The sequence below is a fragment of the Microcoleus sp. A003_D6 genome (genome assembly GCF_036702825.1).
In the GTDB taxonomy this organism is placed as follows: Bacteria; Cyanobacteriota; Cyanobacteriia; order Cyanobacteriales; family Microcoleaceae; genus Microcoleus.
On the sequence record NZ_JAUBWA010000130.1, the window covers coordinates 1 to 18,390 of the forward strand.

The window sequence follows — 18,390 nt, forward strand, 5'->3', positions numbered from 1 at the left end:
CCCCCTCTCCCCCTCTCCCCCATTCTCCCCCTCGCACCCTCTCCCCAATTCCACCAATGCCCAAACGGGGGTATTGCGAGTCAGATCGAGGTTGTCCCCCGGATCTGAGCGAGTGATGGCTAAAGCCGTATTAGTTTTGAGTACAGAGAGTTGCTCGATCGGAATTTCTGCCGTTATTGGCGGTTCCAGTAAATTTACTGATACGCTATCTACAGACTGAATACCTGCACGCAAGCACCGCAAAGCTGCAAGTGCGGCTGCACAGGCAAATACTGGCAGTGTATACCCGGATAAAGGTTGAGTTTTTGTCACGGTCGAATGCAAAAATCAGTAAATTTGCCGGCGATCGACATCACGCACTAGCAGTGATACCCCTCAAACATTTAAGCTTAATTCTAGGGTTTGCTATTATCAGCAGTTAGCGTGAATTTTGTCAAGTAATAATTTTGTCCTACCAGTTCCCTTGAAGCAAGCCACACTTTTTTTGAGGTGCGTTAGCGAAGCCCTCGTAGAGGATCGGCAACAACCGACTCCGAAATCTTACGGGCAACTGCGGGAGATTTTCACAAAAAACCCGGAATCTCGATCGCGAGCGCTTGGACTGACAAACTGATTCCAGAAATTAAGTACAAATACTGTAAACAGGTTCAAAAAAAAGATGGTTATAGATATCTTCCACATACCTTGCACCCTTTTTCCTCCCATCTACCGCGTGCTGAGTAAAGCTAGGGTAAGGGCCTCCCTGGGGGAAGAAATATGAAGACCCCCACTACCCTCATCCAGTCAGTTGTTTCAGGTTCAACTGCTCAACTCGATGCAGAAACCATCCCATCCAACACCGTTGTTTTGCAACCCAAGGGCTGTCTCGGGGGCATCGCTGTGTTAGATTTCCAAATTAATTTGGAGCAAGCTTTGGAAAGGGCGGCCCTTGGAGTTGTCGTGGATATGCAGCAAGTGGATGCTGTCGCCCCAGAGGGAATTGCCGCGCTCGCCCGAGGGCTGGAGTTAGCAGCTATACTCGGCAAGTCGATCGTCCTTCATTCTATAGATTTAGCTAGCCGTAAACGTTTGAGAGCCGAGTGGAGGATCTCGCGCGAAATTTGTTTTGGCCCTTGGGGCGACTTATTTGACGGGGAATTCGAGCAATTTTTGGCAGGCGAAATGCTGCGATCGCTTCCTTGTTAAGCCCTAAAACCTACTTTTTTACAATTAGCAAATTTATATCTCCCAAGCGGTTGATGTCCCAGCGATCGCTTGCCATCTATATTAATAACAATTACCCGGAAGTGCCAGTCTAGCTTTCAAGCTAACATCTTGAAGGCGCGACTGGTTTTATCTTAAGAGGCTAGCTCAGCAATTTATAGCATAAAGATTAAATTTTATTTACACCTGCGCGTAAAAAATAATTTAATAGCAAGCAAGCCCCAAATCCTTACAAAACCAGGATTGGGAAATTTTTTATCTCCGATATAAAATATAAAATCCTATGACTGCGGTTGAACCAGTTGCACAGTTAAATGAACCTCTATCTCGTCAGACTCCTGAAATACTAGACAAGAAAATATATCAGCTCGTTCTATCTCCAAAAACAGCTCTCAAATTTTCTAAAAAAGACGTTCGCTCAACCCTGAAAGCCTCAACTCTAGACGGTGTTTTTGCCACTATCTTCGAGTCGGCGACCACCGGCGTGCTGCTGAGCAACTTCTTGCTGCAACTCGGCGCCAGCAGCGTGGAAATAGGTATATTCTCGGCTATTCCGATGGTGGTAAATCTCCTGCAACCATTAGGAGCCTACATCGCAGACCGCACAACCAGCCGCCACTGGTACAACCTATTTGTATTCGGCGCGTCGCGGCTGCTGTGGCTGGTGCTGGCGGTGGCAATTGTTTGGGGTTCCCAGCACGCAGAGTCTCACCAACTGCTGCAATGGACGCTGGTAACAGTCGTAGCAGCTAGCGTGCTGGCAGCTTTTGCCAATTCTAGCTGGTTCAGTTGGATGGCTGCTGTGGTTCCTCAGCGCTTGCGGGGACGCTATTTTGGCTTTCGCAACAGTGCTGTGAGCCTCATCACTTTGCTGGGAGTGCCGCTGATGGGATTGGGAGTCTCAACTTGGGGCGCCGATCCAATTTTCGGCTACGGTATTGTTTTATTGGTGGGTGTTTTGGCGGGAATGATTAGTTTGGGGTGTCAATTCTTCATGGTTGATGTGAATCCGCAGCTATACAAAAAAGATGCAAAGAGCGATCGACTTACAGAGAAAAAAGCACATAAAATAACAGATTTTGTGCCTTCTGTGCTAAAAGATTCTAATTTCTTAATGTTTATTCTTTACTTCAGCGTGTGGACATTTGCAGTTAATCTCAGCGCGCCTTTTTTTAATATCTACCTGCTGAAAAATTTAAGTTTGGATGTGAGTTTAGTAACGATATACACCAGCTTGAGTTCCGGGGCAAATCTACTGCTGCTGCTGTTTTGGGGCAAGTTGGCCGATCGCTGGGGAAATCGCCCTTTGCTAATTGCTGTTGGGCTGGTGGTGGCCCTAACGCCTTTGCTGTGGTTGGGTACGGGCAATTACCCGTTTGCCCTGTGGGTGTGGCTGCCGCTGCTGCACTTGCTGGGGGGAACGACTTTAGGGGCGATCGGGCTGTGTACTAACAATATTCAAATGGAAATAGCGCCGATCGAGCAACCTTCGACTTATTTTGCGATCGCCGCAGCAGTTTCGGGAGTAGCTGGGGCTTTGGGAACTACCGCCGGCGGCTTTCTTGCCGAACTTCCCGGCATGAGTTTGGGAGCAGTGTTTGCCCTCTCGGCTAGTGTTCGCTTGATTGCCCTTGTGCCTTTGATTTTGGTGCGAGAACCTCGTAGCCAGTCGCTGCGGTCGATCGTCCCCACTTTTGGACGTTTTAAATTTAACCGGCGGCTAGGAAATTTTCGCACAACTTTACCGATCGAGAACTCAGAAACACCCACAGTACGTTGAGAGAGCAACTCAGGAGTATCGCGTAATTAAACTTTGGGAAGTAGAAGCGCAAACAGTTTTTTAACAAAAGTTAACATCTTTGCTTCCCTTCGTACCAGCGATCAAAGGCGGTGGTGAGGAAGCAGTAGTGCAGCAAGCAGTTCAACTTTTGCGTGCTGATGAACATTAAATGAGTTGGAAAACCTGTTAGCTTTTTTTGCTACCTTTGTATTGGAAACTCGGTTAGTTCAGCAAATTATGAGGTGGGATATGGCTGTTTTACGAGAATCGCCTTGGTAGCAAGAAATTTTGAGGGAACGAGAGCAACGAGGATTGCAGCAAGGTTTACAGCAAGGAATCTTGTCAGCTATTAAATTTGGGTTGGAACTAAAATGAGAAATTAAGGTAGCAAAAAATATTCAGCAAGAAATTCACGCTCTGGCGATTCCCCATGCACAATCTGACGTGAAGGAAATCGTCACAGTCAGTTTCGGTATTTCCTCACTCATACCCGCGTTGGAAGTTCAACGAGATACACTGGTAGCCGATGAAGACAAAGCATTGTACGATGACAGCATGGGCGCGATCGCTTCGCTATCAGGGTTCGTAACTCACTTAATATTTCGCAATTTTATTTAGAAAAACTTAAATGTCAAAAAAATGAGATTGACATATTCAAGGCAGTAAAATAAATTAGATGCAGGTCGGGGACTACTTGGCAGCCAAACAATAGCTAAAGATTGTCCGGCGAGCGAAATAAACTGGAATATACAGTTTTTCCTGATGAAATTAGGAGGAGCGCCTGACGAGAAAAAGGGGAATTGGCGATGTGAAGTAACTGATTACCAACGCTCGATGGAGCGCTCGAAATCTCAGATTCAAGGAGAAAATGTAAAAATGAAACGTCTAATCGTTTGCTGTGATGGAACTTGGAACAAACTAGATACTCAGTGCCCAACTAATGTGGTTAGGCTTGCCCAGGCCGTGAAACGGACAGCCAGTGACGGGGTGCCGCAGATCGTGTTTTATGACGAGGGAATTGGAGTGGACAGTAACAAGATTGTGGGCGGAGTCACTGGGCTGGGAATCGATAAAAATATACAAGATGCCTATCGTTTTCTTTCTTTCAACTACGATCGCGGGGACGAAATCTATCTATTCGGGTTCAGTCGCGGTGCTTATACAGTCAGGAGTCTAGCGGGGATGATCTATTGCTCCGGTCTCCTATCCCGCCGTTATGTTACCAAGGCATCAGAAGCTTACGAGCTTTACCGTAACCGAGGCATTAAACCAAACGATGAGGAAGCAAAGAGGTTCCGCAAAGAAAACGGCAAAGATCGGGGCGATCGCGTCCCGATTACCTTGCTTGGTTGTTTCGACACCGTTGGAGCCCTCGGTATTCCTCTTGTACCCGGCTTGAAGAAGTTTGAGCAACAGATCAAAACAAGGTACAAATTCCACGACACCACTTTAAATCAGGATATTGAGAATGCGTTGCACGCCGTTGCGATCGACGAAATTCGCGAAGTCTTTGATGTTACCCTGATGAAGAAAAATCCTGATGCCCCGAACCAGAAGCTTCGTCAAGTTTGGTTTCCGGGCGCGCATACCTGCATCGGCGGTGGTACGCCAGAATCCCGCGGGTTATCAGATGCTGTCTTGAAGTGGATGTTAGATCAAATCAGTGACTTTGAATTAAAGCTGGAATTCGATCCAGATGCCATTGAGGATATCAAGCCTGATTATAAGGCTCCATTTAAAAACAATCCTGGGTTCTTCAAATTGGCAGGAATCAAGTGGCGCGAGGTGGGGGAGACCCTTGACGATCTTCATGAAAGCGCGATCGAGCGATTGAAAAAAAGCCAAGACTATCGGCCTAAGAATCTGCAAAAGATTCTCTCCAAAGTAATTGAAAATCGAGAAAAATGATAAAACTTTATCAAACTCTCAGAACCGAACATCAGAAAATTTTGTAATCTACCTAATCTACAACAATCGAAAGGAAAAGGAATCATGACAAGAGATACATCAAGAGATGGATTGAGCAACAAAGCTTTAGCATATACGTTGACTCATTTCAAACCAATTTGGAACTTAGTTCAAAGTTACGAGCCTCTGAAACGTAAACTAAACAAATTTTTTCTCAATAGTATCATTTACAAACTTCCGACTCGCCCGCTTCCCTATAGCTTAATGGGCTTAGATCCCAAAATTCCAGGGACAGATATTCCCAAGAAAACTGATAGCTACATCTCTTGGGATTCACTTACAGACAAGACTTATACTGGGCGACATTTACCTCCCGATCCGGAATTCAACAAAGAAGGGAATTTACCACCACTGGACAAAGTAAAGACCTTATTCCAAAAAAGAGACGGAAAAACCATTTATTCGGACAAATCGACTCTGCTATTTCCCTATTGGGTGCAGTGGTTTACAGATAGTTTTCTCCGGATCGATCAGCAAAACCGCTTCAAAAATACCTCCAACCATCAGATTGATATGTGTAATGTTTACGGGTTGACCCGCAAACAAACAAATATGCTCAGAGCTTTCAAATACGGTAAATTTAAAACCCAAAAACTCAAGCGAAAAGATGGCGTAGAAGAAGAGTATCCACTCTTTTATTATGCCGATCCTGAGCAGGGTATTGTCGATCCTCAATTTGAAGGTCTTCATGCACCCCTTAATGATGAAAAAAGACAACCCCCCGAAAAGAAAGGCAAGCTATTTGCAATGGGAGTTGAACGGGCAAACGTCCAAGTTGGCTATGTCATGCTCAACACTTTATGTATCAGGGAGCATAATCGAATTTGTGATGTTTTGTCCAAAAGCTATCCGGAATGGGACGATGAGAGGCTCTTCCAAACCGCGAGAAATATTCTCATGGTGATTGTTCTCAATATCATTATGGAAGAGTACATTTTCCACATTACGCCCTATAATTTTAGGTTCTTTGCCGATCCTGAAGCTTTTACCAAGGAAAGTTGGTATCGAGAAAATTGGATGGCGATTGAGTTTAGTTTTGTCTATCGCTGGCATAGTGCAGTTCCTGAAACCTTTATCTATGACGGCAAAGAAAAATCCATGTACGATTCCCTCTGGAATAATCAGATGTTAATCGATAAAGGGTTGGGTGCATTGATGGAAGAAACTTGTTCCCAACCAGGCACTAGAATTGGTCTGTTTAACACACCTGATTTTAAGATCGCAGGAACGCCCTATACATTTATTGATGCTACCGAACTAGCATCTGTTAAACTCGGACGGCAGGCGCAGTTAGCCAGTTATAACGATTACCGGGAAATGTGTGGTTATCCCAGGGTGACTGATTTCAATCAAATTACGGGTGACGAATACGCTCAACAGAAATTAAAAGAGTTGTACGGTCATGTTGATAAGATTGAACTATTTGTCGGATTGTACGCTGAAGATGTGCGGAAAAATTCAGCAATTCCGCCTTTAGTAGCACGGATAATTGGCATTGATGCTTTCTCCCAAGCTTTAACTAATCCTTTGTTATCGCCTAAAGTCTTCAATAAGGAAACTTTTTCTGAGGTTGGTTGGGAAATTATCCAAAATACCAAAACAGTCTCTGATTTAGTGAATCGTAATGTTCCTCCAAGCGATCCCAAGTACAAAGTCTCCTTCGATCTTGAAGTTGTAGCTGACAACTAAGACTCAAATTAGTTGGGGGCGCAAAGACATCTGCGCCCTCAAAAATGAGGAATAAAAAGCAATACGGTTTAGTTAAAACTGTTTATTCCCCGGAGATCCCCCTAAATCCCCCTTAATAAGGGGGACTTTGAGTAAGTTCTTGTCCCCCCCTTATTAAGGGGGGCTAGGGGGGATCAGGCTTAACTAAACCGTATTGGAATAAAAAGGCGATCTTTTCGCAAGCGATCGGCTACGGCAATTCGGGAGAAATTGCACCAGCAGTTATACTATTTAACAGATGCAACGGTTTGTGTAGAACCTTTTTTAGCGATTAACCGAAGGTTATTTATGAGCAAGAAGTTATTTACCGAATATCCCGAACAGGACGAACGCAAATACTACGATCTTTTGGTTGAGCAGGCCAAGCTTCGGATGGATAATCTTTACGGGGATAAGGAGCGGGCGCTGCGAGATACTCACGCCAAAACTCATGCTTGCGTTAAAGGAACTCTGGAAATTTTTGACTTTGATGAGGAAGAGATTAAACGGGAATTGGGCAAACGCGCTTCGTTAACTTCTTCGCAACTGAATGCTATTTCCCTTAAGCAAGGTTTGCTAGCAAAACCCAAAGAATATCCTGTTTGGTTGCGATTTGCTAACGGGGCTACCAAAGTATACCCTGATTACCAAAAAGATTCGCGCTCAATATCACTGAAAGTGATGGGGGTGGAAGGGGAACGACTGGCGCAAAGCCACGAGTCAAAAACCCAGGACATTATTGTTCACAATTCAGAGATATTTGTGAGCCAAACCATCAAAGATTACTACGGCTTTTTTTCTGCTCTGGTTGAATCACCAGAGACATTGAAAAAGTGGCTAATTCGACATCCCAGACACTTTTTAGCAGTCTCGACGCTTACGGGTAGCCGGACTCCTAAGAGTTTGCTAACAGCCAAATATTGGAGCGGTTCACCCTCTGCTTTGGGTCTCAATCCCGATTTCGATCCTTCCCAGCCCGGTCTAGTTCCTGTCGAATATCCTGCTGTAATTAAGTATGGGTTTACTCCGGTTTCATGCAAACCACCGCACGAGATAATTCCAGAACAATCTCGACCGGGAATTCCTAAAATTCCCTTTGTCGATCGCGCTAAAGCCTTGCGTTTAGATCCCAATCAACCAGACAATTATTACCGGGACGATCTAATTCAAGCCTTGGCGAAACCTGATGCCCAATACTGGTGGGATTTTGGCATTCAGTTCCAAACCAGCCTCAAAATGCCGATCGACGATGGCATCAATGTCTGGAAGGAAAAAGAATCACCCTTCTTAAGAGTAGGTCGTCTCACCGTCAAGCATCAGATTATTGATTATGAAAAACAATCTGATTTCAACGAAAACCTGAGATATTCTCCCTGGAACGGCTTAGCAGTTCATCGTCCAGTAGGTGCGATCAATCGGATACGCGGTGTTGTTTACCCCGTTGTAGCGAATTATCGCCTTCAAAAGCGAGGTCTTGTCCACCAAGAACCAACCGGAGAAGAAACATTTTAAGGGAATAATTTGGGGTCGGACATCATTTAATGCCATCAGGCAGGTGTCGTCTGAGCAAATGGCAACTCAAAGAAGTTATATCAATTCCGGTTACACTCCTTATGATGGTGAGTAGGGAGTGGCGGAAGGTGGAATTACTCATATATTGCACCATTTTCAAGAACAGGCAAGATGCCTGTTCCACAAAGAATGAATTTGATTGTGGGATGGGCATCCTGCCCGTCCATAAAAGCTTATTGAAAATGGTGCAAGATATAAGATTATTGACATTGACTCGATCATTCCCATCCAACCGGAAACGATATTAACAAGCCAAACCTTCAAAAAATCCCATCCCTTTTTAGGGGGGTGGGAGTGTTGAAAATTATTAATTTTTAGTGCTCAGTCCTTAGTCCTCATTATTCAGTAGCACTCAATCAATAACTGGGTTCGCACCCAATTATTAATTATTCTGCTAGCAACCAACTGATGACTAATGACCAGCCACGGATGACTAATAACTTAGGCTTGACGCGAGTAGTATTCCACCACTAGCAGTTCGTTAATCTGTAGAGCAATCCACTCGCGTTCGATAACGCCGTTAACTTTGCCAATTAGTTTTTGCTTATCAAATTCCAAGTGATTCGGCAAGTGAGCCAAGCCTGGGTCTTTGAGATTAGCTTCTACCATTGTGCGCGATCGCTCTCTATTTTTCACAGCAACTACATCACCAGGCTTGCACTGATAGCTGGCGATATTGACTTCACGATCGTTGACTGTTATGTGACCGTGATTTACCAATTGTCTAGCGGACGGAATGGTTGGAGCCATTCCCATCCGAAACACAGTATTGTCCAAGCGCATTTCCAAAAATTGCAGTAACACTTGACCTGTGGAGCCCGTGACACGGCGGGCTTTGCGGACGTAACGGAGAAGTTGGCGTTCCGTCACACCGTAATTGAAACGGAGTTTTTGCTTTTCTTGCAAGCGAACCGCGTACTCAGAGAGCTTTTTGCGGTTTTGACCGTGCTGTCCGGGCGGATAGTCTCGTCTGGGGGTTTTGCGGGTTAGACCCGGCAACTCTTTCAGGCGACGGACGATTCTCAATCGGGGGCCTCGATATCGAGACATTTATTTTCCTCTCTAATCTCTGTATGCAATATTTATGCAGACTCTATATTATATGTTTGTAACGGTCAAAATTCCAACAAAGATCGATAAAAAAACGATCGACCGCAGCGCGATCCATAATGTGCGGTAAATTCTGAAGTAAAAGCCGATCGCTCGATCGCCCCAATCCGCCAAAAAAACTCACTACTCGATCTGCCATGCACAACCGCAATTTCTCCCGCACTTCTTCCCCAAAGCCAGCACCGACAGGCTCAAGCCCTACCGCGCGCTGGATCTTGGCTCTCGGCACGCAGCTAGCAGCACTCGGTTTGTTAGCCACAGCAGTGCCAATCTCACCAGCATCAGCCATCACGATTAGATTCCCTCGCTCTAGGAATCACTATCGCGTCTGCGCTGTGGAACTAATCGAAGCCGGAGTGGGGGCCGAGGCGGCAGCCGCCGCTTGTGCTGACGCGCTCCACCCCCGCGACATATCTAAATGCGCCCTCCAAATCAACCGCAAAACCAATATTTCGGGTGTCGAAGCGCTCTCTAGCTGTCGGCGGGTGAGGCGTCCCGCCGAATTGGCGAATTGCGTAGTGAATATTAACGGCAAAAGTCGAACTCAACCTGCGGCTCCGCTGTTAGTGCTCGATGGGTGCCGCCGCAGTTTATTGCCACAACAGTTTGCTGAATGCGTAGTCGGCTTGAGCGGCAGGCTTGACTTTCCCACTGACAGGTTAATCGCCACTTGTCTTGACCCGAGGGACAGCGTGAGCCAGTTGGACGGGCGTCCTGCACCTACGCCTCCTGTGGAGCTAATTTCACCGCCTTCGCCCCTCAATTAATTAGTTATGGGTAATTGGGAATTGGGAATGGGTAATTGGTAATTGGTAATTTGTCATTCCTGGACGCAAAAGTAAGGTATTTCTGTCATTGTTCACTGTGTGTCGCAATCTCAAAGCCTTGCTACACCGTTATAATGCGTCCAGGCCTGTTGGTAATTGGTAATTGGTAATTCTTCCCTCTTCCTTCTTCCTTCTTCCTTCTTCCTTCTTCCTTCTAATCAAATGTCAGAAATTTTTGCTGAAATTACAGTCGAAGAATTAGGTCGCCAATTAGCAGAAACCAATGCTGAGAAATTGCAGCTTGTGGACGTGCGGGAACCTTACGAAATTGAACTCGCGGCGCTGCCGGGATTTGCAGCTTTTCCGCTGAGCGAGTTTGCTGAATGGTGTGGTGAAATTGACGATCGACTCGATCGCGACACAGAAACCCTCGTTCTGTGTCACCACGGAGTGCGATCGGCTCAAATGTGCCACTGGTTAGCCACTCAAGGATTTACTAACGTTAAAAATATCGTTGGCGGTATCGATGCTTACTCAATGGTGGTCGATCGAACCGTCCCCCGCTATTAACATCAAATCCAGTTCTTAACTATCGTTTGATTCAGAGTCCGCGCGGGCGGACTTTGTATGTGTAGAAACGAATTATATTTCCCCGGAATTACCTAATTAACAGCAGCCAATCGAAAATTTAAAAGCGTACTCACAGTGAGCCGATCGCGCCCCTGCCTTTTCGAGTCATAAAGAGCCTCATCAGCGGCCAGTAGCAGCGTTGTCGCATCATTTTCCTCGCTCGGAACAACGCTGGCAATTCCCAAACTAATGGTTAGCACAGAATTAGGTAGACCGTCAACACTCTCTGGGTTGAAAACTATATTCAAAGCTTTCACTTTCGCTCTAATTTGTTCGGCAACAACCAGAGCCACTGACGCATCAGTTTCAGGTAAAATCACAGCAAATTCCTCGCCCCCGTAGCGAGCAGCTACATCAGCAGGACGCTGGAGCGATCGGCGAATTGTCTGAGCTACCGATCGCAAACAATCATCTCCTGCTTGATGTCCGTAGGTATCATTATATATTTTGAAATAATCGAGGTCGCACAAAATTAAAGATATCGGAGAACCCTCGCGAGCCATGTGTTCCCATTCGGTTCGCAAGCAACTATCAAAATGCCGTCTGTTGCCAATTTGAGTAAGTTGGTCTACATTCACCAAAGCTTGCAGCCTTTGATTTTCTTGCTGCAACTCCTCAAAACGAACCACCGACAACTTGTCCTGGCACAAATTTTGCTCTTGAAAATACAGGCGATATAATTCGCAAGACAAACTACAGTTATTTCCCTCTAATTTGACCAGTCCCATGCTCTCTAACTGATAAGCCATCAAAGGTTCGAGATGAATGCTATTTTTAGCATCGACAACTTGTTGGAATGCGGAAGCGAGTTCGGGCTGCTGTTGAATGGCGATCGACTGATTTTGCAAGTAGTCGCTATAAATTCCGCTGTAAGTAGGAGCTGTTGTTAACAGTTCTGCCAACTCGGCTCGCCCCAGTTCCTCCCCAGGCTCATCCCGATCGCCCGACAGGCGATTTTGCAGCAAAATTGCCAGGTGATACAGCGCTAAATGCACTAAATAAGGATGCCCGCCTACCATGTTCGTTAATTGCTCTATCGGATCGCGATCGCTCCAGTTCAGTCCGTGTCTGCACGCCAAATCTTGAACTTGTTCAGCAGTAAATTCTGAGAGTTTAATCGGCATTCCTACATTAAAGGGAGATTGATTGACATTCAAAGCAATATAATTTTCTGTCGAATGAATGACAACGGTGCGGAGTTTTTCCCAAATTTTGCTAGCGCGAGCTTGTTCGTACCAAAAACGGATGACCGACAAAAAATCTGGAGCTATATTGGTACGTTCAAATACTCGATTTATTTCGTTGAGCACCAAGACAATAGGACTGTCAATTTGTGCGAGCAAATAGTTTTCAAAGTAAATAGTGCAGCTTACCTTGCTGCCCATATCTTCATCCCAGAATTCATCAATATTTGGTTCGAGTTTGAGTTGCCGAGCGACATTGACACAAAGCCAGCGCAAAAATTTATCTAAACTAGCAAAAACCGCTGCGTCGGCTTGCTGAAAGTCTACAGTTACTGTGCGGTATCCGCGATCGACTGCCGCGTCAATTATCCGCAGCATCAGAGAACTTTTGCCCATTTTTTTGGGAGCTTTAATGCGAACAAGACCTCCGGGTTTGCTAATTTCTGCACAGGCCAGGGCTTCGGCGTCTGAGCGATCGATATAAAATCGAGAGTCAAGCGGTATGGGGCCGCCGGGAAATTCTAGGTCGGCAACTGTTTGGATCGAGTTTGGTGATTTTTGGAGTCCTGCCATAGTCCTTGCACAAGGCGATACCCTGACTGTATCTTACCTTTGTCAGTTTAGGAGCTAGACCAGCGGTGTCCGAGATCGATCGACAATCCTAAAAAATCTAAGTTTTTAGGGACTTCCCGGAACTCACTTTGCTATAGTAGTGTCACTTTACCCAATCTCAAACCCTGCTTCAACACGGCTCTACAGACCGACAAAAATTCGACGGCGACCGAGACGCGATGATTCTGCGCCTCTACCTGAAAAATCCGTCGTCTGTCGCCGATGTCGCGCAGGAAGAGCCCCAATCAAAGGAGAAATAATCATTGTCACGTCGCTACCTGTTTACCTCTGAATCTGTTACTGAAGGCCATCCCGATAAAATCTGCGATCAAATTTCAGATACGATTTTAGATGCCTTACTGACTGAAGACCCCAAAAGCCGCGTCGCAGCCGAAGTTGTCGTCAACACCGGCTTAATGCTGCTGACGGGCGAAATTACCACGAAAGCTCAGGTAAATTACATAGAATTAGCTCGGAAAAAAATAGCCGATATTGGCTACATCCACGCTGACAACGGCTTTTCTGCCAATAGCTGCTCGGTGTTGGTGGCTCTTGACTCTCAGTCTCCCGATATTGCTCAAGGGGTGAATACAGCCCACGAAAGCCGGGAACAATCTAGTGAAGAGGAATTAGACGCCATTGGCGCTGGCGACCAAGGCTTGATGTTTGGTTTTGCTTGCAACGAAACGCCGGAAATGATGCCTTTGCCTATCAGTCTGGCGCACCGGATTTGCCGTCAACTAGCCGCAGTCCGCAAAACCGGTCAATTGCCTTACCTGCGTCCCGACGGCAAAAGCCAAGTTACGGTAATTTACGAGGACGGCAAACCTGTTGGCATCGATACGATTTTAATTTCTACGCAGCATACTGAAACGATCGGCGACATCGCAGAAACTGCCGCAGTTCAAGCCAAGATTAAAGCAGACCTTTGGACTGCTGTCGTCCAACCCGTGTTTGCCGATATTTACGTGCAGCCTGACTCACAAACTCGCTTCCTTGTCAACCCAACCGGCAAATTTGTGGTCGGCGGGCCTCAAGGAGATTCGGGTTTGACAGGGCGCAAAATTATTGTGGATACCTACGGCGGCTATTCCCGCCACGGCGGCGGCGCTTTTTCTGGGAAAGACCCCACCAAGGTAGACCGCAGCGCGGCTTACGCTTGTCGCTATGTTGCTAAAAATATCGTGGCTGCTGGTTTGGCCGAAAAGTGTGAAGTGCAGTTGAGTTATGCGATCGGCGTTGCGCGGCCTGTCAGCATGATGATCGAAACTTTTGGCACTGGGAAAGTTGATGACGATCGCCTCTTGGAAGTTGTGAAGCAGCATTTTGAACTGCGTCCTGCGGGCATCATTCAGGCATTTAACTTGCAGAATTTGCCTGCTGAAAGAGGCGGCCGTTTCTATCAAGATGTGGCGGCTTACGGTCACTTCGGACGCACTGATTTAGACTTGCCTTGGGAGCAAACTGATAAGGCCGAACTCTTGAAAGAAGCTTTGAGCCAGAAGTTGTCTGGAGTAGCTGGATAGTAAAATTTCAGCGCGGGCCAGTAAAATTTCAGGGGCGGGCCAGTAAAATTTCAGGGGCGGGCTAGAAGCCCACCCCACAAGAAATTTTATTGTTTGTGGAACGGGCTTCTAGCCCGTTGCTAAGGGCCCACAAGAAAATTTATTAATTGTGGAACGGGCTTCTAGCCCGTTGCTAATATTAATACTTAATGTCAGTTAGAAAAAATCGTACAAAATCTTGTAAATCACTAGACTAAATGCCATTTTTAGAGCCATTCCAGTCAGCGATTCGCAGTTTCAAATCTTTATTAAAACAGCAGTTTGCGGTTTTAGTTGACGCAAAAAATAATAAAATAACGGTTCCAACGACCTTTGAGCCTCGCAATCAGGGAATTCGCGGCGTTTGGATACCCAGCACTGACTGCAAAGTTCTTACCTCAAAACAGCGGATTGCTGACGCAATGGACTTTCTCGCCGATACGGGATTTAATACTGTTTTTCCTGTAGTTTGGAACCGGGGTTTTACGGCTTATCCTTCTCAAATTATGCGCGAACAATTTGGGGTGGAAATTGACTCGCGCTATCAAGGACGCGACCCTTTAGCGGAATTAATTGTTGAGGCCAATAGAGTCGGCCTCAAAGTTATTCCTTGGTTTGAATACGGATTTGTGAGTTCTTACAATCTCAACGGCGGTCATTTGCTTGCGAAAAAACCTGAGTGGGCGGCGCGCGATTGCAGTGGCAATTTACTTAAGAAAAATAACTTTGAATGGATGAATTCTCTAGATGCAGAAGTGCAAGACTTTTTGCTGGGGTTGATGCTGGAAGTTGCTAAGAATTATCCGGTAAATGGCGTTCAAGGAGACGATCGCATTGCGCTTCCGGTAGAAGGCGGTTATGACGAAAAAACGGTTAAACGCTATCGAGAAGAGTGCGGTAGAGAACCGCCTCAGCATTGTAAAGAGCGACATTGGCTGCACTGGCGCGCTGATATTATTACTGAGTTTGTGGCTCGTTTGCACCGAGAATTGAAAGCGATTAATCCTGATTTGTTGCTGTCGATGTCGCCGAGTCCTTATGAATGGGGACTTGTGGAATATTTGCAAGATTCTCAAGCTTGGGTTGACAAAAAGTTGGTCGATATGCTTCACCCGCAGTTTTACCGCCGGGATTTTAAGGCTTACAAACAATTGGTCGATCGACTGATTGGGGAACAGATCCGCAGCGAGCAAGTGCACTGCGTGTCGCCCGGTATTTTGTTGGCGAATCGAGGCAGCAATTATAGCATGACTCCCGAGCTGTTGTTGCAAGTAATTGCTTGCAACCGCTCTCGCGGCATTCAAGGAGAAGTGATGTTTTTTTACGAAGGTTTGCGAGATAACGGTAACGCTTTGGCTGAGGTTTTGAAAAATGGGCCCTACGCTCGTTGACACTTTCCCGGAATCAAGCTGTTTTCGGTTCGCTCAGTTCAACAGAGCCGATCGCTATTTCAAACCAAGTTGGTATAAAATAAGATGTTGCACCATTCTCAATAAGCTTTACGAACAGGCAAGATGCCTGTTCCACAAATAGTCAATTTTCTCGCTTCACAGGCCGGAAAGCCTGTTGCTGACAATGGTGCAAGATGTGAGTATAAAATGATATAGCAGAGTTAGGCTATATAAAAACCCAGCGATGCCAACCAGCCAGCGCTACTAATTGTCAAGCCGATCGCCCAAAAAAAACAGATAATTAATCATTGGGAGTTGCAAAAATAGTGGAATCGGACATATTTTATAAATGGTGCAACTTTTTTTGAGCAGTTGAGTGTTGTAGGCGCCGCCGTATTTTTTTAAGACAGCGAGTTTTAAAGAGCAATCTCCAGCGACCGCCAAAATATTAGGATAAATCAATGGACTCAGCAGCAACCCTCATCCAACAGCTACCAGAGCTCAGCGATGCTCAATTTAACCAAAAATATTTGAAACAAAAACAAGGGATGCACACCTTGGCAGAAATTTTGCCGCAAGTAGAACAGAAAAGTCTGGCTTTGCACGCAGTAAAATTAGCCCTAAAAGTTAATTTAAAACTCGGCTCGAAGCTAGCAGGAACGGTAAAGCCAGAATTTCAAAAAGCCACACTAAGATTAATCGGAAAAATCAAAACTTCGCCCAAGCTGAAAATTCAACTGCTGGCACTAACAAGTTCCGATGTGGCAATCCCGATGCTAGTCAAAGCATTGAACCACAAACAAAGTGCAGTGCGCCTCCATTGCATTCGGGCGATCGGGAAAATTGGTTCCGAAGCGGCAGTAATTGAATTAGCCCGATCGCTCGAATCGGAAGATTCCCAAGTGCAAGCTTGGGCGGCTTGGGCACTAGGAGAAATTGACTCGAAACCAGCAGCCTCCGCACTGCTCAAAGCCCTCAACCACAAAACCTCCGGGGTGCGCGTCTGGGCTGTTTGGGCCTTGGGCAAAATTAACCCGAAAACAGCCGTCCCCCCACTGCTCAAAGCCCTCAAACACCAAGACTCCGAGGTGCGCTGGCGGGCGGCCGTCAACTGCGGGAAAATCGGCGTCTCTGGGGTAGTTCCCGGGCTGATGAACGCCCTCAGAGACGAAAATCAGATCGTGCGCGCTAGGGCTGCCGCGGCTTTGGGGAAAATCGGCGCTCGATCGGCAGTACCCCGCTTAGTAGAATTGCTGCACGATCCTGACTCCCATGCAGTTTCTTTGAGGGCCGCCGAGGCCTTGGGACAAATCGGCACGGAAAAGGCTGTGGCGGGTTTGCTGCAAGCCCTCAACCACGATGACTCAGACGTGCGCGGCTGTGCAGTTTCTGCCTTGGGGGAAATCAGCAGCGAGGTGGCTGCGGTGGCGGTAATGCGATCGCTCTCGGATCGAGACATTTTCGTGCGCGGCAGGGCGGCGGTTGCCCTCGGGAACATCAATACAGCCGGAGATGCTAACTTGCAAAAAATGGCGACAGCGGGACTGGCGATCGCAATCGGCGACAGCGAATCTTATGTCCGGTGGAGAGTTGCTGATGCTTTGGGGCAAATAGGGACAGAGGAAGCTGTAGCAGGTTTGGTGCGGCTGCTGGGGGACGAAACCTCTGGAGTGCGCCAAAAGGCTGTTAAATCCCTCGCTCAAATTGGCTCTCCTGCTGGTCTTTTGGCTTTGGAAGCAGCTTTAAACCGCGAATTTGCTGACGTTCGCGCGCTGGCTGCCCAATACTTGCCGGATGCCAGCACTGAGGCAGAAACCGTTGATTTAGATCCCTCAGCTTCCGCAGATTTATCGGTTGAAAAACTGCCGAAAATCCTCATTGCTTCGGAAGCAGAAGCCAGCGAATACATTGTCGCTCGGACTGCGGGGCGCGAGCTCAAATACCTGATCTCGATCGGCAGTCCCGGCGTACCCGAACCCAAAATCTTTCACAAAGTCCCGAACCGACTGCTGTTGGAGTTTAACGACCTAGACACCCCCGTTGACGACCCCGATCGGGTTTTGCCTGCACTTGATGATGTACTCCAAATTATTGATTTCGCCCTCAAAATGTCGGCGCGCCCGGGCAAGCTTCTCGTTCTCGGCCAAAGCGGCATCAGCCGTTCAACGGCAGCAGCTTTGACTGTTTGTGCTGCGGTTTTGGGCCGGGGAAAAGAACGGGAAGCTTGGGCCTTGGTGCTCGCCGCCAGACCCCAAGCCCGGCCGAATCGCTGGATTGTCGAATTGGCTGATGAAGCTTTGGGTAGAAATGGCAAGTTAGCAGCAGAGATCGAATTGACTACCGCCACGGACAGAGATCGCAATTGCCAACAGTTGACTCCCAGGAACTCGGTTTCTTTTCGTAAGTCCTAAAGTTATACTCAACTAGCACGACTTCGCCTCAGACTTGTCGAAAGCGGGGCAGCGATGCCAAAAGTCGATCGCCGGGGTGCAAAAGTTCGATCGGCTCCTGCATTGGTGACATTCTGTGCTATGAAGTCGTCGGATGCTCAACAAAAACCGTCAAGCAATCGTCGCATTGCTGGCAGCAAAACCCCAAAGCTGAGGAATCGGGTGCATTGTCAACAGACAATATCAGCTTTGGGGAGTTCACAGGCAAAACACATCAGACAGAATTTTCTGCCTGTAACATTCTATGCGGGAATAATTCACTGCTGGGATGAATTTTTATTTTTTGCCTGCTACAGACTTTTACGAGTCGAAAAAGTAATTTGGCAACAGCGATCGAGAGGCTAATTATCTATTAGACATCAACCGAATTTAAGTTTCTCCTGTGACTCGACAAGAGTCATGAACCCCATGCCTAAAGGCAGGGGCTTGTAGACTGTCCGACTAACGCAAGCGGGATACAAGCCACAACATG

16 protein-coding genes are annotated in these 18,390 nt (G+C 46.8%); 12 read left to right on the plus strand and 4 right to left on the minus strand.

All coding sequences use genetic code 11. From position 1 onward, the window contains the following. Window positions 1-312 (minus strand): cobalt-precorrin-5B (C(1))-methyltransferase (locus QUB70_RS26640; RefSeq protein WP_332984495.1); only part of this gene is annotated, 312 nt, incomplete at its 3' end. Between the two features lie 444 nt (window positions 313-756). Between QUB70_RS26640 and QUB70_RS26645 the strand changes: the two genes are divergently transcribed. The 6 genes from QUB70_RS26645 (at window position 757) to QUB70_RS26670 (ending at window position 8,170) form a co-directional block, all read left to right on the plus strand. Continuing rightward, on the plus strand, window positions 757-1,185 hold the full coding sequence (locus QUB70_RS26645; protein ID WP_332984496.1) for an STAS domain-containing protein: 429 nt from the start codon (window positions 757-759) through the stop codon (window positions 1,183-1,185). A 301-nt stretch (window positions 1,186-1,486) separates the two neighbouring features. After that, entirely contained in the window at window positions 1,487-2,983 is a 1,497-nt protein-coding gene (locus QUB70_RS26650) for an MFS transporter (protein WP_332984498.1), read from the plus strand. A 378-nt stretch (window positions 2,984-3,361) separates the two neighbouring features. Beyond that, entirely contained in the window at window positions 3,362-3,601 is a 240-nt protein-coding gene (locus tag QUB70_RS26655) for a diguanylate cyclase domain-containing protein (protein ID WP_442927834.1), read from the plus strand. 144 nt (window positions 3,602-3,745) lie between these two features. Further along, window positions 3,746-4,891 (plus strand): DUF2235 domain-containing protein, encoded by a 1,146-nt coding sequence (locus QUB70_RS26660; RefSeq protein WP_332984499.1) that lies wholly within the window; start codon window positions 3,746-3,748, stop codon window positions 4,889-4,891. Between the two features lie 84 nt (window positions 4,892-4,975). After that, window positions 4,976-6,640: a peroxidase family protein gene (locus QUB70_RS26665; protein ID WP_332984501.1), complete on the plus strand. Its 1,665-nt coding sequence runs from the start codon at window positions 4,976-4,978 to the stop codon at window positions 6,638-6,640. 327 nt (window positions 6,641-6,967) lie between these two features. Next, a complete protein-coding gene (locus QUB70_RS26670) occupies window positions 6,968-8,170 on the plus strand; it encodes a catalase (RefSeq protein WP_332984503.1) in 1,203 nt (400 codons plus the stop codon). 501 nt (window positions 8,171-8,671) lie between these two features. Here QUB70_RS26670 and rpsD read toward each other — a convergent pair. Both rpsD and QUB70_RS26680 read right to left on the minus strand, forming a co-directional pair. Continuing rightward, window positions 8,672-9,280, minus strand: coding sequence for a 30S ribosomal protein S4 (gene rpsD / locus QUB70_RS26675; protein ID WP_193975783.1), 609 nt, complete (start codon window positions 9,278-9,280; stop codon window positions 8,672-8,674). 43 nt (window positions 9,281-9,323) lie between these two features. After that, window positions 9,324-9,629 carry a hypothetical protein gene (locus tag QUB70_RS26680; RefSeq protein ID WP_332984504.1) on the minus strand — a complete coding sequence of 102 codons (306 nt, stop codon included), beginning with the start codon at window positions 9,627-9,629 and terminating at the stop codon, window positions 9,324-9,326. A gap of 46 nt (window positions 9,630-9,675) precedes the next feature. On the opposite strand from QUB70_RS26680, the gene QUB70_RS26685 reads away from it, so the two are divergent. Both QUB70_RS26685 and QUB70_RS26690 read left to right on the plus strand, forming a co-directional pair. After that, on the plus strand, window positions 9,676-10,107 hold the full coding sequence (locus QUB70_RS26685) for a hypothetical protein (RefSeq protein ID WP_332984506.1): 432 nt from the start codon (window positions 9,676-9,678) through the stop codon (window positions 10,105-10,107). A gap of 222 nt (window positions 10,108-10,329) precedes the next feature. Next, the gene (locus QUB70_RS26690) at window positions 10,330-10,677 is read left to right on the plus strand and encodes a rhodanese-like domain-containing protein (RefSeq protein ID WP_332984507.1); all 348 of its coding nucleotides are present in this window, start codon (window positions 10,330-10,332) and stop codon (window positions 10,675-10,677) included. Window positions 10,678-10,769: 92 nt separating this feature from the next. On the opposite strand, the gene QUB70_RS26695 is transcribed toward QUB70_RS26690, so the two are convergent. Continuing rightward, the gene (locus QUB70_RS26695; protein WP_332984508.1) at window positions 10,770-12,494 is read right to left on the minus strand and encodes an AAA-like domain-containing protein; all 1,725 of its coding nucleotides are present in this window, start codon (window positions 12,492-12,494) and stop codon (window positions 10,770-10,772) included. Window positions 12,495-12,796: 302 nt separating this feature from the next. On the opposite strand from QUB70_RS26695, the gene metK reads away from it, so the two are divergent. The 4 genes from metK to QUB70_RS26715 all read left to right on the plus strand — a co-directional run bounded on the left by metK (window position 12,797) and on the right by QUB70_RS26715 (window position 18,263). Beyond that, on the plus strand, window positions 12,797-14,059 hold the full coding sequence (gene metK, locus QUB70_RS26700) for a methionine adenosyltransferase (RefSeq protein WP_332984509.1): 1,263 nt from the start codon (window positions 12,797-12,799) through the stop codon (window positions 14,057-14,059). Between the two features lie 236 nt (window positions 14,060-14,295). After that, on the plus strand, window positions 14,296-15,468 hold the full coding sequence (locus QUB70_RS26705) for a glycoside hydrolase family 10 protein (RefSeq protein WP_332984510.1): 1,173 nt from the start codon (window positions 14,296-14,298) through the stop codon (window positions 15,466-15,468). A gap of 461 nt (window positions 15,469-15,929) precedes the next feature. Continuing rightward, window positions 15,930-17,879 carry a HEAT repeat domain-containing protein gene (locus QUB70_RS26710; RefSeq protein ID WP_332984511.1) on the plus strand — a complete coding sequence of 650 codons (1,950 nt, stop codon included), beginning with the start codon at window positions 15,930-15,932 and terminating at the stop codon, window positions 17,877-17,879. 54 nt (window positions 17,880-17,933) lie between these two features. Continuing rightward, window positions 17,934-18,263, plus strand: a complete 330-nt coding sequence (locus QUB70_RS26715; RefSeq protein WP_332984512.1) for a hypothetical protein — start codon at window positions 17,934-17,936, stop codon at window positions 18,261-18,263. The last annotated feature ends 127 nt before the right edge of the window (window positions 18,264-18,390 follow it).